The 22197-nt window shown below is 69.0% G+C and carries 22 protein-coding genes; 12 read left to right on the top strand and 10 right to left on the bottom strand.

What is annotated here, in order from left to right; all coding sequences use genetic code 11:
* Window position 1: 1 nt before the first annotated feature.
* From NVV99_RS06590 to NVV99_RS06615, 6 genes are all read right to left on the bottom strand, one after another.
* On the bottom strand, window positions 2-274 hold the full coding sequence (locus tag NVV99_RS06590; protein WP_033096769.1) for a helix-turn-helix transcriptional regulator: 273 nt from the start codon (window positions 272-274) through the stop codon (window positions 2-4).
* Between the two features lie 69 nt (window positions 275-343).
* Window positions 344-721: an RNA-binding S4 domain-containing protein gene (locus NVV99_RS06595; RefSeq protein WP_006551630.1), complete on the bottom strand. Its 378-nt coding sequence runs from the start codon at window positions 719-721 to the stop codon at window positions 344-346.
* Complete coding sequence (locus NVV99_RS06600; RefSeq protein ID WP_024103110.1) at window positions 722-2359, bottom strand: ABC-F family ATP-binding cassette domain-containing protein; 1638 nt, start codon at window positions 2357-2359, stop codon at window positions 722-724.
* A 68-nt stretch (window positions 2360-2427) separates the two neighbouring features.
* Complete coding sequence (locus tag NVV99_RS06605) at window positions 2428-3771, bottom strand: MFS transporter (RefSeq protein ID WP_024103111.1); 1344 nt, start codon at window positions 3769-3771, stop codon at window positions 2428-2430.
* 117 nt (window positions 3772-3888) lie between these two features.
* Window positions 3889-4962, bottom strand: a complete 1074-nt coding sequence (locus NVV99_RS06610; protein WP_033096767.1) for a S1C family serine protease — start codon at window positions 4960-4962, stop codon at window positions 3889-3891.
* A complete protein-coding gene (locus NVV99_RS06615) occupies window positions 4959-6089 on the bottom strand; it encodes an NAD(P)-binding domain-containing protein (RefSeq protein WP_024103112.1) in 1131 nt (376 codons plus the stop codon). Before NVV99_RS06615 ends, NVV99_RS06610 begins: the two co-directional genes overlap by 4 nt.
* Window positions 6090-6220: 131 nt before the next feature.
* Between NVV99_RS06615 and NVV99_RS06620 the strand changes: the two genes are divergently transcribed.
* The 3 genes from NVV99_RS06620 to NVV99_RS06630 are packed head-to-tail and all read left to right on the top strand — an operon-like array spanning window position 6221 to window position 8023.
* Entirely contained in the window at window positions 6221-7111 is an 891-nt protein-coding gene (locus tag NVV99_RS06620; protein WP_024103113.1) for an SPFH domain-containing protein, read from the top strand.
* 12 nt (window positions 7112-7123) lie between these two features.
* Window positions 7124-7333 carry a hypothetical protein gene (locus NVV99_RS06625; protein ID WP_006551624.1) on the top strand — a complete coding sequence of 70 codons (210 nt, stop codon included), beginning with the start codon at window positions 7124-7126 and terminating at the stop codon, window positions 7331-7333.
* Between the two features lie 6 nt (window positions 7334-7339).
* Window positions 7340-8023 (top strand): DUF2332 family protein, encoded by a 684-nt coding sequence (locus NVV99_RS06630; protein ID WP_006551623.1) that lies wholly within the window; start codon window positions 7340-7342, stop codon window positions 8021-8023.
* Window positions 8024-8087: 64 nt separating this feature from the next.
* Here NVV99_RS06630 and NVV99_RS06635 read toward each other — a convergent pair whose 3' ends face one another.
* Together NVV99_RS06635 and NVV99_RS06640 are read right to left on the bottom strand one after the other, a co-directional pair.
* Window positions 8088-8465 carry a TetR/AcrR family transcriptional regulator C-terminal ligand-binding domain-containing protein gene (locus NVV99_RS06635; RefSeq protein ID WP_242411685.1) on the bottom strand — a complete coding sequence of 126 codons (378 nt, stop codon included), beginning with the start codon at window positions 8463-8465 and terminating at the stop codon, window positions 8088-8090.
* Complete coding sequence (locus NVV99_RS06640; protein ID WP_232333440.1) at window positions 8462-8638, bottom strand: TetR/AcrR family transcriptional regulator; 177 nt, start codon at window positions 8636-8638, stop codon at window positions 8462-8464. Before NVV99_RS06640 ends, NVV99_RS06635 begins: the two co-directional genes overlap by 4 nt.
* Before the next feature lie 150 nt (window positions 8639-8788).
* On the opposite strand from NVV99_RS06640, the gene NVV99_RS06645 reads away from it, so the two are divergent.
* The 4 genes from NVV99_RS06645 to NVV99_RS06660 all read left to right on the top strand — a co-directional run bounded on the left by NVV99_RS06645 (window position 8789) and on the right by NVV99_RS06660 (window position 13528).
* A complete protein-coding gene (locus NVV99_RS06645; RefSeq protein ID WP_024103114.1) occupies window positions 8789-9520 on the top strand; it encodes an enoyl-CoA hydratase in 732 nt (243 codons plus the stop codon).
* Window positions 9517-10650 carry an MBL fold metallo-hydrolase gene (locus tag NVV99_RS06650; RefSeq protein WP_024103115.1) on the top strand — a complete coding sequence of 378 codons (1134 nt, stop codon included), beginning with the start codon at window positions 9517-9519 and terminating at the stop codon, window positions 10648-10650. The genes NVV99_RS06645 and NVV99_RS06650 overlap by 4 nt, the downstream gene beginning before the upstream one ends.
* 52 nt (window positions 10651-10702) lie before the next feature.
* Window positions 10703-13180 (top strand): HAD-IC family P-type ATPase, encoded by a 2478-nt coding sequence (locus NVV99_RS06655; RefSeq protein WP_024103116.1) that lies wholly within the window; start codon window positions 10703-10705, stop codon window positions 13178-13180.
* A 63-nt stretch (window positions 13181-13243) separates the two neighbouring features.
* On the top strand, window positions 13244-13528 hold the full coding sequence (locus NVV99_RS06660; RefSeq protein ID WP_006551618.1) for an antitoxin: 285 nt from the start codon (window positions 13244-13246) through the stop codon (window positions 13526-13528).
* 24 nt (window positions 13529-13552) lie between these two features.
* Here NVV99_RS06660 and NVV99_RS06665 read toward each other — a convergent pair whose 3' ends face one another.
* Both NVV99_RS06665 and NVV99_RS06670 read right to left on the bottom strand, forming a co-directional pair.
* Entirely contained in the window at window positions 13553-14509 is a 957-nt protein-coding gene (locus NVV99_RS06665; protein ID WP_024103117.1) for a TIGR03885 family FMN-dependent LLM class oxidoreductase, read from the bottom strand.
* Window positions 14510-14538: 29 nt separating this feature from the next.
* Window positions 14539-16308 carry a glycoside hydrolase family 15 protein gene (locus tag NVV99_RS06670; protein WP_242411686.1) on the bottom strand — a complete coding sequence of 590 codons (1770 nt, stop codon included), beginning with the start codon at window positions 16306-16308 and terminating at the stop codon, window positions 14539-14541.
* Between the two features lie 150 nt (window positions 16309-16458).
* On the opposite strand from NVV99_RS06670, the gene NVV99_RS06675 reads away from it, so the two are divergent.
* The 5 genes from NVV99_RS06675 (at window position 16459) to NVV99_RS06695 (ending at window position 22193) form a co-directional block, all read left to right on the top strand.
* On the top strand, window positions 16459-18105 hold the full coding sequence (locus NVV99_RS06675; protein WP_024103119.1) for a Na+/H+ antiporter: 1647 nt from the start codon (window positions 16459-16461) through the stop codon (window positions 18103-18105).
* A 99-nt stretch (window positions 18106-18204) separates the two neighbouring features.
* Window positions 18205-19719, top strand: a complete 1515-nt coding sequence (locus NVV99_RS06680; RefSeq protein WP_024103120.1) for a SulP family inorganic anion transporter — start codon at window positions 18205-18207, stop codon at window positions 19717-19719.
* Window positions 19720-19793: 74 nt separating this feature from the next.
* Window positions 19794-21008 carry a sensor histidine kinase gene (locus tag NVV99_RS06685; RefSeq protein ID WP_024103121.1) on the top strand — a complete coding sequence of 405 codons (1215 nt, stop codon included), beginning with the start codon at window positions 19794-19796 and terminating at the stop codon, window positions 21006-21008.
* A 31-nt stretch (window positions 21009-21039) separates the two neighbouring features.
* Window positions 21040-21822 carry a LytTR family DNA-binding domain-containing protein gene (locus tag NVV99_RS06690; RefSeq protein ID WP_006551612.1) on the top strand — a complete coding sequence of 261 codons (783 nt, stop codon included), beginning with the start codon at window positions 21040-21042 and terminating at the stop codon, window positions 21820-21822.
* On the top strand, window positions 21819-22193 hold the full coding sequence (locus NVV99_RS06695; RefSeq protein WP_024103122.1) for a hypothetical protein: 375 nt from the start codon (window positions 21819-21821) through the stop codon (window positions 22191-22193). Before NVV99_RS06690 ends, NVV99_RS06695 begins: the two co-directional genes overlap by 4 nt.
* Window positions 22194-22197: the final 4 nt, after the last annotated feature.

The following is a 22197-nucleotide window of genomic DNA, read 5'->3' on the forward strand; positions in this document are numbered from 1 at the left end:
CTCAGGCCTCCTTCCGGGGCTTGTACAGCTCGGTCGACAACGGCGTGAACTCGGTACGGGAGAAGACGGCTTCGACCGGTAGTCCGAAGACATCGCAGATGCGGAAGGCGAGATCGAGGCTCGGATAGTGGTCGCCGCGTTCGAGTGCTCCGACGGTCTGCGGGTTCACATCGATGAGCGCGGCCAGTTGTGCGCGGCTCATGCCACGCTCCGCGCGCAGGACGCGGATGCGGTTGTAGATGGGGAGAGCTTCCCCACGACGTACCGGACTCATAGAACAAAGTGTTGTGAAAACCCAACGCTTTGTCAATGGGTGAGGATGGATCGATATGTCGTAGTGTTGTCAGTCGTCGTCGGCGAAACCGCGGAGACGGTCGAGTTCGCGGCGTTCCTTCTTCGTCGGACGGCCCGCCCCGCGGTCGCGGCGGGGGAGCGCCGCGAGGATCTCCTTCGGTGGAGGCGGGGGACTGTGATCGATGTAGGCGGTCGCGGCGATCGGTGCACCCACGCGCTTGTTCACGAGCTGGGTGACCTCGACGATCTTCTCCGTTCCGTGCGCGCGTACGCGGACCTCGGCTCCGATCGTCACCGGCGTCGACGGCTTGGCCGTCACACCGTCGACGCGGACGTGCCCGGCGCGGCACGCGCTCGCCGCGGCGGACCGGGTCTTGAACAGCCGGACCGACCACGTCCAGCTGTCCACGCGCACGCTTCCACCCATCTACATCAACTCCTCGCTCAGCTTCCCGTCGTCGAGCATCCATCGACGTGTCGTCCGTGTGGTCTCCAGCATGCGGCGATCGTGCGTGATCAGCAGTAGGGTTCCCTCGAAACTGTCGACGGCCTGCTCGAGTTGCTCGATCGCCGGCAGATCCAGGTGGTTGGTGGGTTCGTCGAGCACCAGCAGATTGACGCCGCGTGCCTGAAGCAGTGCGAGTCCCGCGCGGGTGCGTTCGCCCGGCGACAGAGACGACGCCGTCCGCAGGACGTGGTGCCCTTTGAGGGCGAACTTCGCCAGCAGGGTCCGCACGTCGGCGTCCGGCCAGTCGGGCACGTTGCGCCCGAACGCCTCGACCAGCGGTTCGTCCCCCTCGAACAGGCTGCGGGCCTGATCGATCTCGCCGACGAGAACACCCGACCCCAGCGACGCGCGACCGGTATCCGGTTCGATCGTGCCGAGCAGCAACCGGAGCAGCGTAGACTTCCCGGCGCCGTTCGGGCCGGTGACGACGATGCGGTCGCCCCACTCGACCTGCGTGGTGATCGGCCCGAGGACGAAGTCGCCCCGCTGGACGACGGCCTCGCCGAGGGTCGCGACCACCGTGCCGCTGCGCGGGGCGGCGGCGATGCACATGCGCAGTTCCCATTCCTTGCGCGGCTCCTCGACGACGTCGAGCCGCTCGATGCGCCGCTGCGTCTGACGCGCCTTCGCCGCCTGCTTCTCGGTGGCCTCCGCGCGGTGCTTGCGTCCGATCTTGTCGTTGTCCTTGGACTTGCGGCGCGCGTTGCGGACGCCGTGTTCGAGCCAGTTGCGTTGCATCCGGGCGCGTTCCTCGAGCTGCGACTTGGTGTCGGCGAACTCCTCGTACTGTTCGCGCGCGTGTCGGCGCGCCACCTCGCGCTCGACGAGATACGCCTCGTACCCGCCCTCGTAGACCGAGATCTGCTGCTGCACGGGATCGAGTTCGACGATGCCCGTCACCGTGCGCGCGAGGAATTCGCGGTCGTGGCTGACGACCACCAATGCCGTGCGTGTCTCGTCCACGAAGCGTTCGAGTCGTTCGAGGCCGGCCAGATCCAGGTCGTTCGTCGGTTCGTCGAGCAGGAGCACGTCGTAGCGCGACAGCAGCAGTGCCGCCAGCCCGGCGCGGGCGGCCTGGCCACCGGAGAGCGCCGTCATCGGAGCGTCGAGGCCCGCTTCCAGGCCGAGGTCGTCGATCACCTTCTCGGCGCGCTCGGCGAGGTCGGCCCCGCCGAGCGCCAGCCACCGTTCGAGCGCCGGGGTGTACTCGTCCTCGTCGGAGTCGCCGAGTCGCTCGGCAGTGGCGTTCATGACGTGTTCTGCCGCCGCGACACCCGTGCGACGTGCGAGGAAACCGAGGATCGTCTCGCCCGGCACCCGTTCGGGTTCCTGGGCGAGATAGCCGATGGTGGCGTCGGGCGGGCTGAGGACCACCGAGCCGGTGACATCGGCGTCACCGATCCCTGCGAGGGTCGTGAGCAGCGTCGATTTCCCGGCGCCGTTGGCCCCCACGAGGCCGATCACATCGCCGGGTGCGACGGTGAGATCGAGTCCGTCGAACAGGACACGTTCCCCGCGGGAGGCCGACAGGCCGTTGATACGAAGTGTTGCGCTCACGCTCCGAGTATCCCGGGTGCGACGAATCCGAGGTCCGGCGCGGGTCGGTACCGGCCACGAGCGGCCCCTCAGCCACCGCACTCCGCGGGCACGATCCCATCGTCGCCCACCGGGACGGCGTCGAGTGGATTGTCGATCTCGTCGCGCCGCGTCCGGGCCGCGACGATCACGATCACCGCGGCGACGGCCGGCACCAACCCGGCGATCGCGAAGGTCGGCGCGAGCCCGACCGTGAGGGCCAGCGGCCCGGCCACGGCCATGGACAGCGGCATGAACACGATCGAGACGAAGAAGTCGAGACTCGAGACCCGACCGAGCAGGTGCGCGGGCACCCGCCGTTGCAGCAGCGTTCCCCACACGACGGATCCGGCGTTGAACAGCGCGCCGACGACGAACACCGCGGCGATCATGATCGGTACCGACCCGGAGACCCCGATGACGGCGAGGGGGACGCAGCCCAGCCCCCACATCAGAAGCGGGACGGTGAGATAGCGCCTCGGCAGCCGCAGCGACGCCACGAGCATCGACCCGACTGCCCCACCGACACCGAAACCGGCCATCACCATCGCGTGCTGCAACGGCCCGCCCCCGGTCGCCTCGCGGATCGCGAACGGGATCAGCACCTCGATCGGTCCCAGCACGCAGAAGACCGCGACGGACCCGAACAGGAGCGTTCCGAGCAACCACCGCGTGCGCACGGTGAACCGCACACCCTCCGCGAGGTCGTCGAGCACGGAACGGAATCCGCTCGACCCTCCGGTCCGCGTGTCGTCGCAGCGGACCACGGTCGGGTGCATCGCGAGGATGCACAATGCCCCGACCACCTCGAGGAGCGCGACGGTGCACATGGCGACGGCGGGGGACGAGGCCGCCACGACGGCGCTCGCCGCCGCCGGACCGGCCGCCTGCACGAGCGTCGGCCGGAGCACACCCTCGACACCGTTGGCGGCGAGCAGGTCCTGCGGCGGGACGATGGACGGCAACAGTGCCGAATAGGCCGGGAACTGGACACCGTTGGCGAGCCCGAGTGCGAAACCCACGACGGTGAGATGCCAGAAGGCGATCGATCCGTTCACGGCGAGCGCAGCCGTCACCGCGACCAGCACCGCCCGGACGATGTACGTCGCGAGGAGCAGGGTGCGCTGCGGGATCCGATCGGCGAGCACACCCCCGAGAAGTGCGACGAGGAGCATGCCCACGGCAGGCCCCACTGCGACCGAGGACAGTTCGGCCGGACCGCCACCCATCTCGACGACCTGCCACACCACCGCGATGAGCCAGGTGCCCACGGACAGCAGTCCCGCGGCGAGCGCCAGGATCAGCAGGCGGTACTGCGGATGAGCGAACGGCCGCACGGGTCCGCGCGCCAGGCGCGGACGCCGGTGCGTCGGTGATGCGGTGTGGTTGCTCATCGCGTTCCCCCGGTCGTCGGACGGTCCGATGAGATCTTGCGACCTCGAGGCGACTCGAGGTCAAGTGTCTTCGCCCCCCGGGTGACCGATCAACCGATTTTTCCGTGAGCGTCGCCGTCAGCGTGCGGGTCCGACTTCGAGAACGATGTCTGCGGAACGCCTTTCGTCGTTCTCGGTGGTCCACTCGATCGACACGACGTCGCCGGGACGGTGACGGAGCAGACGTTCCTCGAGTTCTCCGGTCGACGAGACGCGCTCCCCGTCGAACGACACCACGACGTCGCCGGCGTCGAGACCGGCGTGATAGGCGGGACTGTCGTAGGACACCCACAGCACCTCGGCCCCGAGATCCTGCCCGTCCTTGCGGGCGGTGGTGACGCTCGCGCCCAGCCGGGGCGTCGGGCCCACGTGCACCGACCCTTCGCTCACTCCCGTCCGCACCTGCTCGACGACGGTGATCGCCTCGGTGATGGGCACGGCGTACGCCTCGGGGGTCGTATCGGGCGAGGTGTCGATGTTCCGCTGCACCGCACCCGCGGTGTTGATCCCCACGACCGTTCCGTACTCGTCGACGAGCGGCCCGCCGGAATCACCCGGCCGGATCGGGGCATCGGTGCGGATCATCCCGGTGAGGCGGTGACGTGAACCGTCCGTGGCGTCGCGCACCACCACATTGCGGTCGAACTCGACGATGGTGCCGGGGGTCGCCACGACGACCCCACCGCCCTGGGAATTGCCGAAGGCCGTGACCCGGCTGCCCACCGGCGGCAGGTCCTCGGCGATCGCGGCGGCCGGAAGATCGCTCGCGGTGCCGAGCCGCAGGACGGCGAGATCGCGCTCGCGGTCGTAGCCGAGGACCTCCGCGTCGTAGATCAGACCGTCCGCGCCGCTCACCGCGCTGATATCGGTGGCTCCGCTCACCACATGATGGTTCGTGACGACCGTGCCGTCTGGGGTGATCACGATCCCGGTGCCCGTCATGCCCGTCCATCCCGCGCTCGCGTCGATCGTCACGACGACCGGCAGGGTGCGCGCGGTGAGTTCGTCGGCGGTCAGCGGTGTCGGGGAAGGAGCGACCGGCGCCGGCGGTGGGGGAGGGAGTGCGACGTCGACCAGGGCCGGTGCCGATGCGACGAGACTGGCGGTGGTCGCGAGCGCGACCAGCAGCACCGATCCACCCCGCCCGCTCACTGCTGCGGCACCTCGCCGGTGAGATGGTCGACCAGTTCCCGGGCCGCGGCGCGACCGGCGCGGTTCGCTCCGATCGTGGACGCCGACGGGCCGTAGCCGACGAGGTGGATGCGCGGATCCTTCGCGACGCGGGTCGCGAGCCGGCCGTCCATCGTGATGCCGCCACCGGCGTTGCGCAACGACAGCGGTGCGAGATGGTCGAGGGAACTCCGGAATCCGGTGCACCACAGGATGACATCGACGTCGAGTGTCCGGCCGTCGCTCCAGCGGACGCCGGTCTCGGTGATCTCGGAGAACATCGGGGACCGCTCCAGCGCGCCGCGTTCGCGCGCGGCCCGAAGCGGCGGGGTGAGCGGGAGCGCGGTGACGGAGACGACCGATCCGGGTGGCAGTCCGCGTCGTACCCGATCCTCCACGAGAGCGACGGCGGCGTGACCGCGCTCGGCCGTGAAAGGTTCCTCGCTCCAAGCAGGTTCGCGTCGCGTCACCCAGGTGGTCTCGGTGACGCGGGAGATCTCGTCGAGGAGCTGGACCGCGGAGATGCCGCCACCGACGACGAGCACGTGCTGCCCGGTGAACTCCTCGGCCGTTCGGTAGTCCTTGGTGTGCAGCTGCCGTCCGGTGAACCGCGCGGCGCCGGGATACCAGGGGACGAAGGGGCGCTCCCAGGTGCCGGTCGCGTTGATGATGCCGCGTGCCGCGTAGACGGCCGATTCGGTCTCGACCCGCAGTCGCTCGCCGCGGTCGCACACGACCCGCACGGTGGTGGGGCGGTGGACGGGAAGGTCGAACTCCTTCTCGTAGGCGGCGTAGTACTGCGGTACCGCAGAGGCTGCCGGAACCTCGCCCGCGGAGGTGTCGACGACGTCCGCGAACGCGAGGCCGGGCAGGTCGTGGACGCCGTTGACGGTGCTCAGTGTCAGTGATGGCCAGCGGTCCTGCCATGCCCCGCCGGGGCCGAACGAGCGGTCGAGGACGACGAATCCTGTTTCGGGTGCGACTCCGAAGCGGGTGAGGAAGTAGGCGGTCGACAGGCCGGCCTGCCCGGCGCCGATCACGACGATGTCGACCGGCGCCGCATCGGCGGTCTGTACCTCGGCCGCATCGAGTGCCTCGTCGGCGAGCATCGCGAGCCTCCCTCTCGGATCGTTGTCCTTCATCATGCCGCGATCGCGGCCGGTGCGCGGAGGGAACGCTGTCCGCAGCCGTAGAAATGTGATATCACTTTAATATCGCTTTGATCCTGGGAGGTAGGAACATGGATGTCGTGCAGTCGCCCGTGACCGTCGAGCGGCCGGGTGCCTCGTTCAACGGCTGGTCGGTGCTGATCGCCGCTCTGGTCGCAATCGCCGTCGGCGCCGGTCTGATCGGCTGGGGAGCAGTGGATGTCACCGTTCCGCTGATCGTCGCCGGCGCCGTCATCGTGGTGCTCGCCCTCGTGTCGCTCGCCGGACTCGTCCTCGTCGAACCGAACGAGGCCCGTGTCCTCCAACTCCTCGGCAGCTCGTACACCGGCACCCTGCGCGAACCCGGTCTGCGCTGGATGAACCCGCTCAACACCCGCCGCAAGATCTCCACCCGCATCCGCAACCACGAGACGGGCAGAGCCAAGGTCAACGACGCCGACGGCAACCCCATCGAGATCTCGGCGGTCATCGTGTGGCAGGTCGAGGACACCGCGCGCGCCGTCTTCGACGTCGACGACTTCGAGGAGTTCGTCGCCGTGCAAACCGAGGCCGCGGTCCGCCACATCGCCGGTTCGTACCCATACGACGCTGCGCCGGAAGTGATGTCGCTGCGTCAGAATGCCGACGAGATCACCACCAAGCTCTCGGCCGAGGTCCACGACCGCGTGCAGTCCGCCGGTATCCGCGTCATCGAGACCCGCATCAACCAGCTCGCCTACGCACCCGAGATCGCCCAGGCGATGCTGCGACGTCAGCAGGCCGGCGCTGTCATCGCCGCCCGCGAACAGATCGTCAAAGGTGCCGTCTCGATGGTCGGCACCGCCCTGGCCCGCCTCGAGGCCGAACACACCGTCGAACTCGACGAGGAACGCAAGGCCGCGATGGTCTCGAATCTCCTCGTCGTGTTGTGTGGAGACCAGAGTGCTCAGCCCGTCCTCAACACGGGATCGCTGTACCAGTAGGGATCATGCGGCATGGTCGAACGTAAGAAGGTGCTGCTGCGCCTCGACCCGGCAGTCCACGACGCGCTCGCGCGGTGGGCTGCCGACGAGTTGCGCAGCACCAACGCCCAGATCGAGTTCCTGCTCCGGCGGGCCCTCACCGAGGCCGGCCGGATGCCGCGCGAGGTGGGGCGCATACGCGGACCGGGCCGTCCGCGTGCCGATGCCCACGACGAGGAGTGAGCAGACATGGCCGGCACGGCACGACGGGGAGGCACCACCGACGAGACGGGTCGCTACGCGGTGCTCTATCCCGCGCTCGCCGAGGCGGCCCACCGCGTAGGCGCGACCGCGATCGGTCTGATCGACGTGGGACGCCCCGCTGCGCTGAACCTGTGCGTCGACCGCGTGGGCATCACCTACAGCGACGGGGTGTTCCTGGGCGACCCGGATTCTCCTGTGCAGGAGAGTTGTTCGATCGTCCACGGCGGGGCGGTTCCCGACCGGACGATGCCTCCGGTGGTCAGGCGCGTCGCCGTGACACGGCACCGCCCCGACGTCGAGGACGCCCTGCTCGCCGAGGACCCACCCGTCCGGTTCTACGGCGACGTCGTGGAACTGCTGTCCGAGGCGATCGCGGCGGTACCCGAGGATGCCCTGGTCGTCGTGACGACTACCAGGGCTCTGTCACGTCTGCCGATCCCGCGGCGCCCGTCGTTCGTCGACCGCCTTCGTGAGGCGGCCACGGGACGAACGGTCGCGTGGGTGTCGGCCGAGGGTGTAGGTGTCGCGCCGTCGGTCCCGACGCTCGGTGATCGTCCGGCCTCCGGCCACAGCATCGTCGGCATCGCGTTGTACGAGGGCGCCGAGCATCGGGTGGACGCGGTGGCGCGCTGCTGGTCGCGAGGCCGAATTCTCGACTGGTTCCACTGATCTCGATTCCACTGTTTTGGTGGTTCCACCCCCGCTCGGCGGGGTCGGATCCACCGAAATCGGATCAGGCGGCGAAGGTCGGTAGCAGGGTTCGCGTGATGCGAGCGGGCCAGTCCTCGTCCACCTCGCCGCGACGCGCCTGCTCGGCGAAGTAGGCTCCGACCACGCAGTCCAGGAAGGTCTCCACATCGAGATCGGCGCAGACGGTTCCGTCGTCGCAGTGGCGTCGGATGGCCTCGGCGAGCATCTGCCGGTGGCGCATCAACAGAGATCGCATCAGCTCGGTGAACCACGGTTCCTGTTCGGTGACGAGCGCCGCGAGCCCACCGAGCCCGATGCCCTCGTCGACGGAGAGACGGGACTGCTCCACCACCCACCGCAGGAGCTCTTCGGCCGTGGCCTCCGGTTCCGGGGGTGCCGATCGGGTGAGGGGTTCCATCACCGCCTCAGCATCTCGCTGCGATCCCGGTACCGGCGGTAGATCGTCGTCCGGGCCATGCCGGCGACGTTCGCGACCGCTTCGATCGTGACGGCCTTCGGCCCCTTCGTGCGCAACAGCAGGAGCACCGTGTCGGCGATCCGCTGTTCGGGTGAGGGTGTCGTCGCGGCGTCCATCGGCCTTCGGCCTCTTCTTTCGGGTGTCGGGTCGGCCGCTCTGGCGAGCATCTTCGCGCCGTGGTCGTTGGTCGATCCGGCGCCTCGCCCACACTCGCGGGGAGGGTGGAATGATGCGGGGTGTTCGGTGACGAAGGGATGGGGCGACACATGATCGGGATCAGCCGCGACGGCGACGTCGTGACCGTGGAACTGCAACGCGAAGAGCGTCGTAACGCGCTCAACACGCAGCTGTGCGTGGAGATCCGCGAAGCGGTGGACAAGGCCGTGGCGGACGACGCGCGTGTCGTGGTGATCACCGGGCGGGGCACGAGCTTCTGCGCCGGGGCCGATCTCTCCGGCGACGTCTACGCCGAAGGGTTCACCGACAGCCTCGCCGAGATGCTGTGCACCATCGTCGAGGCTCCGATCCCGGTGATCGCGGCCGTCAACGGCCCGGCCATCGGTGCCGGCACCCAACTGACGCTCGCGGCGGATCTGAGGGTCGTGGCGCCCACTGCACGATTCTCGGTTCCTGCTGCGCGCCTGGGCATCTCGGTGGATCGATGGACGGTCCGGCGACTCGCCTCGCTCATCGGCGGCGGGCCGGCACGCGCAGTCTTCCTCGCCGCCGAACCCGTCCACGCCGAGGAAGCCCTCGCGCGTGGACTCGCCAATCGCATCGGCGACCTCGCCGACGCGCAGGCATGGGCGCACGAGATCGCGAAGCTCGCGCCGCTGTCGCTGAACGCGATGAAGTTGTTCCTCAACGACGACGGCACCCGCGACGAGGCCACGCCCGAGCAGACCGCCGCACTCGCCGCGGCGTGGCTCAGCGAGGACGCCCAGGAGGCCAGGCTCGCTCGTGCCGAGCGCCGCGACCCGACCTTCCGCGGACGATGAACATCCGGTCCGCCGTCTCGGCAGCGCTCGCCGGAGCAGGCACGCTGTGGGTCGCGCGCGCCGTGAACGGCCTGCCCGGTTCCATCGGCGCCTCGGTCTCCGACATCCGTCCCTACGCCGCCGCGTCGCCCCGCTACCGCGACGGTCGTTTCCACAACACCGACCCTGCGTCCGTGCTCGGCGCCGAGGCGGCGGGCGGTTTCGCGAAAGACCTGCTCACCCGCGGGTCGCGGGGGAGACCTCGCACCGAGGTGCCGTTGTCGACCTATCTCGCGCCGGTCGACGCGGCGGAACTCGCCGTGACGTGGTTCGGGCACTCGACCGCCCTCGTCGAGGTCGACGGCTACCGGGTGCTGTGCGACCCGGTGTGGAGCGAGCGCGTGTCACCCTCACCGACTGTCGGCCCGGCACGTCTGCATCCGGCGCCGGTCGAACTGCAGACCCTGCCGCGCCTCGACACGGTGGTGATCTCGCACGACCACTACGACCATCTCGACCGATTCACGGTCGAGAGCCTCGCCGTGCTGCAGCCGACCGTCCGGTTCGTCGTGCCGCTCGGGGTGGGCGCGCACCTGCGCCGCTGGCGGATCGCCGAGGAACGCATCGTCGAACTCGACTGGGACGAACACGTCGAGGTGGACGGCCTGCGCATCACGTGCACCGAGGCCCGGCACTTCTCCGGGCGCGGCCTGCAGCGCAACATCACGTTGTGGTCGTCGTGGGTGTTCACCGGGCCGACGCGCCGGGTGTTCTTCGGCGGCGACAGCGGGTATACCCCGCGGTTCGCCGACGTCGGCGAGGCCTACGGCCCGTTCGACCTGACATTGCTGCCCGTGGGCGCCTACGACAAGCGATGGCCCGACGTGCACATGAACCCCGAGGAGGCGGTGCGCACGCATCTCGACCTCGGTGGCGTCGACCGTCACGACAGTCTGTTGGTCCCCGTGCACTGGGGAACCTTCGACCTCGCCTTCCACGCCTGGTCGGAGCCCATCACCCGGCTGCTGCCCGCCGCGCGGGAGTCGGAGGTGACCACCGCGGTGCCGATGCCGGGTCAGCGGATCGACGTGTCGAAGTCCGATGCGTCGAAGTCCGTCGCGGTCGATCCGTGGTGGCTCACGTCGAGCTGATCCCCCTGCCACGGCACCGGTTGTTCGCTTTCGTGCCCTAATCTGGTTCGTCATGGCAGTAGAAGAGCCCACGACGGTGGTGGGAACGGGCGAGGCACCGGTCCTCGCATCCGACCATGCAGCCACGGGGCTGTCCACCGAGCAGGTCGCCGAGCGTGTGGCACGTGGCCTCACCAACGATGTCCCCGACCGCGCGTCCCGATCGGTCAAGGACATCGTCCGGGCCAACGTGTTCACCCGGATCAACGCGATCCTCGGGGTGCTGCTGCTGATCGTGCTGGCCACCGGCTCGATCATCGACGGCATGTTCGGTCTGCTGATCATCGCGAACAGCGGCATCGGCATCATCCAGGAGGTGCGTGCCAAGCGCACCCTCGACAAGCTGGCCATCGTCAGCCAGACGAAACCCGTCGTGCGCCGGGACGGCATCGCCGCACCGATCGCTCCGCGCGAGGTGGTGCTCGACGACATCATCGAGCTCGGCCCCGGCGACCAGCTGGTCGTCGACGGCGAGGTGGTCGAGGCCCAGGGTCTCGAACTCGACGAGTCGCTGCTGACGGGTGAGTCGGATGCCGTGCACAAGGTGCCCGGCTCGACGGTGATGTCGGGCAGCTTCGTCGCCTCCGGCTCCGGCTCCTACCGTGCGACGAAGGTCGGCCGCGACGCCTACGCGGCGCGACTCGCGGAAGAGGCGAGCAAGTTCACGCTCGTGAAGTCGGAGCTGAACGCGGGCATCAACAAGATCCTGCGTTTCATCACCTACCTGATGATCCCCGCAGGTCTGCTCATCATCTACAACCAGCTCTTCTCCAGCGGCGAGTCGCTCGGCCCCGCGCTGAGCGGCATGGTCGCCGCCCTCGTGCCGATGGTGCCCGAGGGTCTCGTGCTCATGACGTCCATCGCGTTCGCGGTCGGAGTCGTCCGCCTCGGACGTCGTCAGTGCCTCGTGCAGGAGCTGCCGGCGATCGAAGGCCTCGCGCGCGTCGACGTGGTGTGTGCCGACAAGACCGGCACGCTCACCGAGAACGGCATGCGCCTGTCCGATCTCGAGTCCCTCGACGGCAGCGGCCTCGACGAGGCCCGCGCCGCCCTGGCCGCGCTCGCGGCCGACGACCCGCGTCCGAACGCCAGCGTCCTCGCGATCGCCGAGGCGTTCCCCACCGCCCCCGGCTGGGGCGAGCCGACGGCGGTCGCGCCGTTCTCGTCGGCGAAGAAGTGGAGCGGCCAGTCGTACGGCACCCACGGCAACTGGCTGCTCGGCGCACCCGACGTGCTGCTCGACCCCGGCACCGAGGCGGCGCGACGCGCCGAGGAACTCGGCTCGAGCGGGCTGCGGGTGCTGCTCCTCGCATGCAGCGACCGCCCGGTCGACGACGAACTCGCCCCCGGCACGGTCACGCCCGTCGCGCTCGTCGTCCTCGAACAGCGGGTGCGCCCGGACGCGAAGCCGACCCTCGAGTACTTCGCCGGCCAGCAGGTCGACGTCAAGGTCATCTCCGGCGACAACGCGATCGCCGTCGGTGCGGTCGCCTCGTCGCTCGGCCTGCCGGGTAGCGCGTCTCCCATCGACGCGCGTTCCCTGCCGGAGGGCGAGAACGAACTCGCCGACGTCGTCGAAGGCTCGACGACCTTCGGCCGGGTCCGTCCCGATCAGAAGCGCTCGATGGTCGGCGCGCTGCAGTCGCGCGGTCACACCGTCGCGATGACCGGCGACGGCGTCAACGACGTGCTCGCCCTCAAGGACGCCGACATCGGAGTCGCGATGGGGTCGGGCAGTCCCGCGACCCGCGCGGTCGCACAGATCGTCCTTCTCGACAACAAGTTCGCGACGCTGCCCTACGTGGTGGCCGAGGGTCGCCGGGTCATCGGCAACATCGAACGCGTCTCCAACCTGTTCCTCACCAAGACGGTGTACTCGGTGCTGCTCGCCTTCCTGGTGGGCGTGTCGGGTGTGCTGTCGCAGGTGTTCGACTTCGAGCCGTTGCCCTATCCGTTCCTGCCCCGGCACGTGACGATCGCGGCGTGGTTCACCATCGGCATCCCCGCCTTCCTGCTGTCGCTGGCACCGAACAACGAGCGGGCACGCTCGGGCTTCGTCTCCCGCGTGATGCGACTGGCGATCCCCTCGGGCGTGGTCGTCGGTGTGGCGACCTTCGTCTGTTACGTGCTCGTCTACGGCGGCCCGGAGCAGACCGAGCAGCAGAAGATCCAGGCCGGCACCTCGGCCCTGATCACCCTGCTGATCATCGCGCTGTGGGTGCTCGCCGTGGTCGCCCGCCCGTACCAGTGGTGGAAGATCGTGCTGCTCGCCGGTTCGGTGCTCGGTTACGTGATCCTGTTCTCCGTGCCGTTCACCCGGGAGTTCTTCGCGCTCGATCCGTCGAACGTCGCGTACTCGACGATCGCGGTGACGTGTGGGCTGATCGGAGTCGTCCTCGTCGAGGCCCTGTGGTGGGTGTCGGGACGTCTCCACGGGGAGCATCGCCGCCTGTTCGCCGCCTCCGGCGATCTGCTCCCGGGCGTACACTGACCCGCAGCGCACGGATCGGTGCGCCCGAACCTCACAGCGATCCGACGAGGGAAGGACCGAACGATGGGTTTCATGGATTCGGTGAAGGGCCTTGTGAACAAGGGCAAGGACTACGCCTCGAAGAACCCCGACAAGGCCGATCAGTTCATCGAGAAGGTCGGAGACCAGGTGGACGGACGTACCGGCGGGAAGTACACCCAGCACGTCGACAAGGCGCAGGACGCCGCCCGTCAGCATCTGGGTACCACCGACAATCCCGCACCGGGCGCGCAGCCCGGACCCGGCGGGGAGCCCGGTCCGGAGGGTGGTCCCGGACCCGAAGCGCAACCGGGTCCGCGTCAGCCCTGATCGAGGCAGGGGCGGCAGCCCCGTTCACGGCAGGTATGGCAGTACGGCGTCGCCGAAGGTGTCGATGAACGGGCGCTGATCCGGCCCCACATGGTGCAGATAGATCTCGTCGAAACCGAGTTCGGCGAATTCGCACAAGCGGTCGACGTGTTCGGCGGGATCGTCGGACACGATCACCGCGCCCTCGAGGGCGCCGTCGTCGAGTTCGGCGGCGTGGGACTCGAATTCCTCGGGCGTGGCGAGTTCTGCCATGAGTTCCGGCGGTAGGGCGTTCGTCGCCCACTGTTCCCGCGCGATCTCCCGAGCGCGCTCCCGCGTGGGCGCCCAACTCAGATGGACCTGCAGCACGGTCCGTCCGTGTCCGCCTCCGTCGCGGTAGGCGCCGAGGATCCGCCGCAGGTCCTCGAGCGGGGCGTTCACGGTGACGAGACCGTCGACCCGGTCGGCGAAACGACCGGCCGTCTCGGGAGTCAGTGCGGGCAGCAGAATGTCGGGAGGAGTCTCCGGCCGGTCCCAGACCCGTCCGCGGTCGACCTTCACGGCGCCGTCGTGGTCGACGACTTCGCCCGCGTGCAGGCGTCGCACGATGTCGAGGTTCTCGCCGAGGAGTTGCTGCCGGTCCGCCTTGGGCGGCCAGGCGACTCCGGACATGCGTTCGTTGCAGTGCTCGCCGCTGCCGAGTGCGAACCAGAAGCGCTGCGGGAACATCGATGCCAGAGTGGCGGTGGCCTGGGCGGTGACGACGGGGTGGTAGCGGAAGCCGGTCGCGGTGACGACACCGAAACGTAGGTCCGTGGTGGCCAGGGCCGCTCCGAGCCACGACCACGCGAACCCCGAGTGTCCCTGGCGGTGCGACCACGGTTCGATGTGGTCCGAGCACATGGCCGCCTCGAAGCCGGCCGCTTCTGCGAGCCGGACGTCCTCGAGCAGGCGGGATGGGGACGCCTGTTCGTGCGAGGCGTGAAAACCTATCAGCGTCATACCTGTCCGCTCCTCCGGTCGATCGGCGATCAGTACTTCTCGATAAGGGTCAGTGCAGCCGTCATGAGTGCGAGATGGCTCAGTCCCTGGGGGAGATTGCCGAGGAAGGTGCCGTCCTCGGCGATCATCTCCGAATACAGGCCCACGTCGTTGGCGAGCGGTACGAGTTCGCCCATCAGTTCGGTGGCTTCGTCGGTCCGTCCCGCCTCGGCCAGCGCCGCGACCATCCAGAACGCGCAGGCGACGAACGTCCCTTCCTCCTTGTCGGCGCCGCTGAACCGGTAGAGCAACGGCCCGCGACCGAGTTCCCGTCGCAGGGCGTCGCAGGTGGCCTGCATGCGCGGCCCCCGGTCGTACCCGCCGACGGCTCCGAGCAGGACGGACGCGTCCAGTCGATCGGTGCCGGGATAGGCGATGTAACAACCCAGTTTGTCCGACCAGCAGTTCTCCTCGATCCAGTCGCGGATGAGATCGCGTTCGCGCCGCCAGCGATCCGCCGTCCCCGGGATCTGCCCGACCTCGGCGAGATGGACGGCGCGGTCGAGCGCGTGCCAGCAGCTCATCTTCGAGTTCGTGTAGTGCTCGCGTTCGAGCAGCTCCCAAATGCCGTGATCCGCCTGCTGCCAGACATCGCAGGTGTGGTCGGCGATGCGGGCGAGCAGACGCGCGGTCGCGTTGTCGAGCACGTAACCCTCACTGCTGTAGAGGGTCACGATCTCGAACAGGTCGCCGTAGATTCCGAGCTGCAATTGGCCTGCGGCCCGGTTCCCCTCGACCACCGGGCCGATGCCGCGCCAACCCGGAACGTCCAGTCGCCGTTCGTCGTCGGGCGTTCCGCCGTCGAGCCGGGTGAACACCTCCGCGTCGGCACCCTGATCGCGCACCACGCGGAGCAACCAGCTCATCGCGGCGTGCACCTCCTCGCGATCGCCGAGACGGATCAGCGCGTGCAGGGTGTAGGCGGCGTCGCGCACCCAGGCGAAACGGTAGTCCCAGTTCTTCTCGCCGTCCGGGCTCTCCGGAACGGACGTCGTCGCCGCTGCGGCGATCGCACCCGACCGGTTCTGCAACAGTTTCAGTGCGAGCGCGCTCCGGATCACCGCATCGGCCCACGGCCCGTCGTAGTGCAGGAGCGACGACCACTGCTTCCACCGGTCGACGGTGCGGTCGATGTTGGCGTCGATCGCGTCGGCGTCGGGCAACGGCAGGGGTTCGTTCTCCGTCGACAGCACGGCGATCAGGTGCCGGGATCCGGCCCAGGTGACGAAGCCGCCGCCGATCGAGCGGTGCTCGATCACCGGTTCGCCGGTGCCGGACGTGCGCACTCCGATGCTCACGGTCCCCACCCGCAGGACGGGTCCGTGTTCGGTCCGGTCGCACCAGGGCTGGTACCGGCCCAGTCCGGTGCCGGGGGCAACCGTCCAGCGCATCGAGACCTCGCCGTCCAGGCCTTCGACGCGGCGGGCGAGCTCACCCCAGGGCAACCGCCCGGCGACACCCGTGTCGATCGAATCGGTCACCCGGACCCGGCCGTGTGCGGTGGTGAAGACGGTGCTCAGCACGTTCGTGCCCGGCACGTATGCGCGTTCGACGGTGAACTCGTCGACCGGCTGCAACTCGATGGAACCGCCCGCCGGTGCGTCGAGCAGTCGTGCGAAGACCGGGTGCGAATCGAGGAGCGGTACCGGATACCAGTCCACCGACCCGTCCTCGGCGACGAGGGCGACGGTGTCACCGTCACCCAGCGCGGCATAGGTGCGCAGGTCCGCATAGCCGTCGTCGTCGCGGGCTGGGATCACACGCACTCCTCGCTGGGCCGGGTACACGGCGGTCGATCGGTTGCATACCCCGGCCGGATCGGTGCAAACGACCTGCAGGTTCGCGACGGCCGGCCGCCGGCTGTGTCACCATCACACCGTGAACCGGACACCTGGCACGGTGCCGTCGCGATGAACGGCGCGTGGATCCTGCTGGTCGTCATCGCCGGGATCGCGGTGACCGCCGTCGCGTCGCGACGCGACCTGCAGGCCCCGCTCGTGCTCGTCACCGTCGGCGCACTGGTGTCGTTCGCGCCGGGTCTGCCGCGGCTCGAACTGGATCCGGACATCATCCTCGGGGTCGTCCTGCCGCCGCTGCTGTATTCGTCGGCCCTGCGGTTCTCGGTTCCCACCTTCCGGCAGTACCTGCCGTCGATCCTGCGGCTCGGCATCTACACCGTGCTCGTCACGGCGTTCGTCGTGGCGTGGACGGCGTCCGCGATGATGGCGACGCTGACCTTCGGTGCGGCGCTCGCTCTCGGCGCGGTCGTCGCACCGACCGACGCGGTCAGTGCCGTCGCCGTGGGACAGCGACTCGGACTGCCGAAACGGGTCATCGCGGTGCTGACCGGGGAAGGTCTGGTCAACGACGCCACCGCCCTGACCCTGTTCACCGTGGCGATCTCGGCCGTCACCGGCACACACATCCTCGCCGACTCCCCGTTCCTGTTCTTCCTCTACGAGGTCGCGGGCGGGATCGCCGTCGGCCTGGTGCTCGCGTACGCCGTCCACCTGATCCGCGCCCGGATGTACGACTCGCCTCTCGAGACCGTGCTCGGCCTGGTGCTGCCGTTCGCGGCCTATCTCGCCGCCGAGGAGATCCACGCCTCGGGAGTGCTCGCCGTCGTCGCCGCCGGACTGTTCATCGGGCACCGTGCCACCGAGGTCTCGGTGAGCACGCGACTGCAGGAACGCGCGGTGTGGAAGAGCGTCGACGTGGTGCTCGAGACTTTCGTCTTCGCCTACATGGGCCTGCAACTGCGGTTCGTCCTCGACGAGGTCCGCGACAGCGGTGCCGACCTGCGCCTCGCGTTGCTCGGTGCAGTGGTGATCCTGCTCGTCGTCATGATCGTGCGACCCGCATGGGGTCTGCTGCACTGGGGGCGACGCGCGCTCGTGCGGCGCGCCGGATCCGAACGCCTCGGCCGCGACCAACTGAACTTCCGGGAACATGTCGTGGTGTCGTGGGCGGGCATGCGTGGGGTCGTCACCCTCGCCGCAGCCGGTGGGGTGCCCGTGGTGATCGCATCGGGTGCTGCCTTCCCCGGCCGCGAGATGATCCAGATCTCCGCGCTGGTCGTCGCCATCGGCACACTCCTCATCCAGGGCGCGACGATGCCGTGGCTCATCCGCAGACTCGACGTCACCGACCCCTACGAGCGGCTGCGGACCGAGGAACAGATGACCGTGGCCCGCAGGATCTCGGCCGAGTCGAGCGACCGGGTTCTCACCGAACTCGCCGCGCATCCACCTGACGGCGTGGACCCGGAGATCTACGACAGACTTCTGGCCAAGGCACGCAAGTCACTCCGATCCCGGCAGGAGGCGGAGACCGTCGAGGACACCGCGGAGGACGCCGGAACACGACTGGCCGCGTTGTTCGACGACATCCGGCGGGCATCCCTGCAGGCGCGACGCCAGGCCCTCATCGACGCTCGCGATCGGGGTGAACTCGACGACGAGATCCTCCGCGACGTGCTCGAGAGCCTGGACATCGACGAAGCGGCGGTGGAGGAGCGCATCCGCCGCCGTCGTTGGGACGACAGTGCACAACGGTAGGACGAGACAGTGCACAACGGTAGGACGAGACAGTGCACAACGGTAGGACGACAGTGCACAACGGTGGGACAACCGGGCGCAACGGTAGACTTTCCGCAAGTGAACACCCCGCACGGCCCGGAACAGGTGCCGCACGATCCCCGCACCGACGTCTCCGTTCGGTTCGCTCTCCGGTCACCTGCTCGTCTGAAGACCGAACTTCTGGCCGGCCTGGTCGTGGCGCTCGCCCTGATCCCGGAAGCCATCGCCTTCTCCGTGATCGCCGGCGTCGACCCCCGGGTCGGGCTGTTCGCCTCGGTGACCATGGCCATCACCATCGCGATCGTCGGGGGACGGCCCGCGATGATCTCGGCGGCGACCGCGGCCGTGGCACTCGTGATCGCCCCGGTGTCCGAGCAGTACGGGGTGGACCATCTCATCGCGACGGTGATCCTCGGCGGCGTCTTCCAGGTGCTGCTCAGCTTCCTCGGCGTCGCCAAGCTCATGCGGTTCGTGCCGCGCAGCGTCATGGTCGGCTTCGTCAACTCGCTCGCGATCCTCGTCTTCGTCGCCCAGATCCCGCACCTCGTGGACGTGCCGTGGATGGTCTACCCGCTGGTGGCGGCAGGTCTGCTGGTGCTGGTGTTCCTCCCGAAGATCACCGAGGACGTGCCGGCTCCGCTCGTCACGATCGTGCTCCTCACCGCCGTGACCGTGGCCTTCTCGCTGAACGTGCCGGACGTCGCGGACCAGGGTGAACTGCCCGAGAGCCTGCCCACCCTCCTCTTCCCGGACGTGCCGCTGACCTTCGAGACCCTCCGGATCCTCGCGCCGTATGCGCTCGCGATGGCCCTCGTCGGCCTCATGGAATCGCTGATGACGGCCAAACTCGTCGACGACATCACCGACACCCGGTCGGACAAGACCCGCGAGGGCTGGGGCCAGGGCGTCGCCAACATCGTGACCGGATTCTTCGGTGGCATGGGCGGCTGCGCCGTCGTCGGCCAAACCATGATGAACGTCAAGGTCTCCGGGGCACGGACCCGTCTGTCCACCCTGGCGGCCGGCGTGTTCCTGCTGATCCTCGTGGTCGCGCTCGGCGACATCGTCGGTCTGGTTCCGATGGCCGCCCTCGTCGCCGTGATGATCATGGTGTCGATCGCGACGGTCGACTGGCACAGCGTCCACCCGCGGACGCTGCGGTTGATGCCGCTCAGCGAGACCGTCGTCATGGTCGTCACCGTCGTGGCCACGGTGAGCACCGGCAACCTCGCGATCGGGGTGTCGCTCGGAGTGCTCACCGCGATGGTGCTGTTCGCCCGCCGGGTCGCGCACATGACCACGGTCGAGAGGACCCTCACGAGCGACGACACGTGCACCTACCGGGTCACGGGGGAACTGTTCTGGGCGTCGAGCAACGATCTCGTCTTCCAGTTCGACTACATCGGCGACCCGGAGAACGTCGTCGTCGACCTCACCGCCGCCGACATCTGGGACGCGTCCACCGTCGCGACCTTCGATGCGATCCAGCAGAAGTACGCGGCCAAAGGCAAGACGGTCACCATCGTCGGACTGGACGGCGCGAGCCTAGAACGCCTCCGCCGGTTGTCCGGCCGACTCGGTGGGGAGAACTGACCGCGCATCCCGGGAGCAGACTGCCGTTGTCGAGGCGCAACTCGACGGCGATCGATTCGACGTAACGTGAGCGCATGATCGCGATCGAGCTCGCCGCGGTGGTACTGCTCCTGGTGCTGGTCGTGGTCTCGGTGGTGCTGTGGACCCGGCGGGTGGTCACCACACCCGCCGAACGCGCGGTCCACGCGACCCTGCACACGGCGTCCCTCGCGGCGCGCCCCCTGCGCGCCGGGCTCGACGCGTCGTCCGCGAAGGAGGCCGCTCCGCACCTGCGGATGCTGCTGGCCGAAGCGCGCGCGGTGGCGCTGCTGGACGAGAACGGCGCCCTGCTCGCCTGGGACGGCCCGTTCGACGAACTGACGGACGCGATGATCACCGCCGCGGGCCGTGCCGTCGCCGACAAGCGTCGCGTGCTCGTCGGGCACCACGACCTGCGACGAGACCACGGCGACCTCGCGGCCCGCGCACTGATCGCCCAGCCGCTCGTCGTGGAGGACATGGGTGTGGCGGGGGTGCTCGGCGTCGTGACGACCGTCGAACCCGGCCCGGCGCTGCTCGGCGCGATCACCGAGGTGGCGCGGTACGCGTGCAGTCAGATCGAGCTGGCCGAACTCGATGCCTCCCGCGCCCGGCTCGACCGCGCGGAGGTCCGCGCGCTGCGCGCCCAGATCAGTCCGCACTTCATCTACAACGCGCTCAACACGGTGGCGTCGTTCGTCCGGACCGACCCGGACCGGGCCCGCGAACTGCTGCTGGATTTCGCCGACTTCACCCGCTACTCGTTCCGCGCGGCCGGTGAGTACACCCTGCTCGCCGACGAACTGCGCAACATCGACCGGTACCTGACGCTCGAACGTGCCCGCTTCGGCAACGCCCTCGAGGTGCGCCTGCAGATCGCGCCCGAGGTGCTCAACGTGACGCTGCCCTTCCTCGCTCTGCAGCCGCTCGTCGAGAACGCCGTGCGACACGGGATCGCGGGCAAGGAAACTCGCACGGGCACGATCACCATCACCGCGGCGGACGAGGGCACCGACTGCGTCATCAGCGTCGAGGACGACGGGATCGGCATGGACCCGGACCTGCTGCGATCGGGCACGCTCGACGCGATCGCCGAGAGCGAGCACGGCAGCGGTGTCCGCGAGTCCGCGCACGTGGGTCTCGCCAACGTCGACGACCGGCTGCGTGCGGCTTTCGGTAACGACTACGGCCTCGTCGTCGAGACCGCGCCGGGGGCCGGCACCCGGGTGAGCATGCGCGTGCCGAAGTTCAGGGCGGGTATCCGGCCGTGAGGAACACCGGGCATGGCACGATGGATTCGCCGTGAACGAGATCACAGACAACCTGACCGTGCTGGCGGTCGACGACGAACCGCCCGCCCTCGACGAGCTGGCCTACCTGCTGCGCGCGCAGGAGGAGATCGGCGTCGTCCACACCGCGGGAGACGCGACGACCGCTCTGCGCGTGCTGCGCGACGGAGGCATCGACGCGGTTTTCCTCGACATCAACATGCCCGGACTCGACGGGCTGGAACTCGCAGGCATCCTGCGCAATTTCGCGGTGTCCCCGGCCGTGGTGTTCGTGACCGCGCACGACGATCGCGCGGTCTCGGCGTTCGACCTCGGCGCCGTCGATTACGTCCTCAAGCCGCTGCGGGAGGAACGACTCGCCGAAGCGGTCCGGCGGATCGCCGAACGCAGCCGACCCGCGGCGCAGGCCGCATCCGACACCGGCCAGAGCGACGACGTGATCCCGGTCGAGCTCGGCGGTGTCACCACGCTCGTGCCGCGCTCGTCGGTCCACTGGGTCGAAGCCGAGGGCGACTACGCGCGACTGCACACCGCGACCGGTTCGCACCTGGTGCGGATCCCGATATCGACGCTCGAGAGCCGCTGGGCCGATGCCGGCTTCCTGCGCGTGCACCGCTCCTTTCTCGTGGCGCTGCCGCTCGTCACCGGTATCCGCAGTGTGGGTTCGGGTCTCGTCGTGTGCCTGCGCAGCGACAGCAACTCCCCGCCCGTCGAACTGCCGGTCAGCCGCCGGCACACGCGGGAACTCAAGGACCGGCTCATCCGCGGTCCGATGCAGTCGTGGACGTCGCGATGAGCACCACCGGCGGATCGCCCCCGCAGCGGCAGCGTGTAGTCCTCGCCGAACGGCGCGGGGCGCGCATGGTCCGCACCCGGGTCGAGGTGCAGCAACAGACCGAGGTGGGCGACGCGATGGTCCGCGGGCTGGTCCGGGCACAGCTCGGGCTCGCCCTGCGGGTCGCGCTGTTCACCGTGTGCCTGCTGGGCGCCATTCCGGTGCTGTTCCATGTCGCTCCCGGTCTCGCCGTGGTGACGGTCCTCGGGATCCGCCTGCCGTGGGTGTTGCTCGGTGTGGTCGGTTATCCGATCCTGCTCGGTATCGCGTGGGTGTATCTGCGCCTCGCCGAACGCAACGAGCAGGATTTCACCGACCTCACCGACGATTGACGAC

This window comes from Rhodococcus sp. PAE-6, from assembly GCF_025290685.1.
Lineage (GTDB): Bacteria > Actinomycetota > Actinomycetes > Mycobacteriales > Mycobacteriaceae > Rhodococcus > Rhodococcus pyridinivorans.

Excerpts from the sequence above, each read along its gene's own strand:
- NVV99_RS06590 (WP_033096769.1), bottom strand. The coding sequence starts at position 274 with ATGAGTCCGGTACGTCGTGGGGAAGCTCTCCCCATCTACAACCGCATC.
- NVV99_RS06595 (WP_006551630.1), bottom strand. The coding sequence starts at position 721 with ATGGGTGGAAGCGTGCGCGTGGACAGCTGGACGTGGTCGGTCCGGCTG.
- NVV99_RS06605 (WP_024103111.1), bottom strand. The coding sequence starts at position 3,771 with ATGAGCAACCACACCGCATCACCGACGCACCGGCGTCCGCGCCTGGCG.
- NVV99_RS06615 (WP_024103112.1), bottom strand. The coding sequence starts at position 6,089 with ATGCTCGCCGACGAGGCACTCGATGCGGCCGAGGTACAGACCGCCGAT.
- NVV99_RS06620 (WP_024103113.1), top strand. The coding sequence starts at position 6,221 with ATGGATGTCGTGCAGTCGCCCGTGACCGTCGAGCGGCCGGGTGCCTCG.
- NVV99_RS06625 (WP_006551624.1), top strand. The coding sequence starts at position 7,124 with ATGGTCGAACGTAAGAAGGTGCTGCTGCGCCTCGACCCGGCAGTCCAC.
- NVV99_RS06630 (WP_006551623.1), top strand. The coding sequence starts at position 7,340 with ATGGCCGGCACGGCACGACGGGGAGGCACCACCGACGAGACGGGTCGC.
- NVV99_RS06640 (WP_232333440.1), bottom strand. The coding sequence starts at position 8,638 with ATGGACGCCGCGACGACACCCTCACCCGAACAGCGGATCGCCGACACG.
- NVV99_RS06645 (WP_024103114.1), top strand. The coding sequence starts at position 8,789 with ATGATCGGGATCAGCCGCGACGGCGACGTCGTGACCGTGGAACTGCAA.
- NVV99_RS06650 (WP_024103115.1), top strand. The coding sequence starts at position 9,517 with ATGAACATCCGGTCCGCCGTCTCGGCAGCGCTCGCCGGAGCAGGCACG.
- NVV99_RS06655 (WP_024103116.1), top strand. The coding sequence starts at position 10,703 with ATGGCAGTAGAAGAGCCCACGACGGTGGTGGGAACGGGCGAGGCACCG.
- NVV99_RS06660 (WP_006551618.1), top strand. The coding sequence starts at position 13,244 with ATGGGTTTCATGGATTCGGTGAAGGGCCTTGTGAACAAGGGCAAGGAC.
- NVV99_RS06665 (WP_024103117.1), bottom strand. The coding sequence starts at position 14,509 with ATGACGCTGATAGGTTTTCACGCCTCGCACGAACAGGCGTCCCCATCC.
- NVV99_RS06675 (WP_024103119.1), top strand. The coding sequence starts at position 16,459 with ATGAACGGCGCGTGGATCCTGCTGGTCGTCATCGCCGGGATCGCGGTG.
- NVV99_RS06685 (WP_024103121.1), top strand. The coding sequence starts at position 19,794 with ATGATCGCGATCGAGCTCGCCGCGGTGGTACTGCTCCTGGTGCTGGTC.
- NVV99_RS06695 (WP_024103122.1), top strand. The coding sequence starts at position 21,819 with ATGAGCACCACCGGCGGATCGCCCCCGCAGCGGCAGCGTGTAGTCCTC.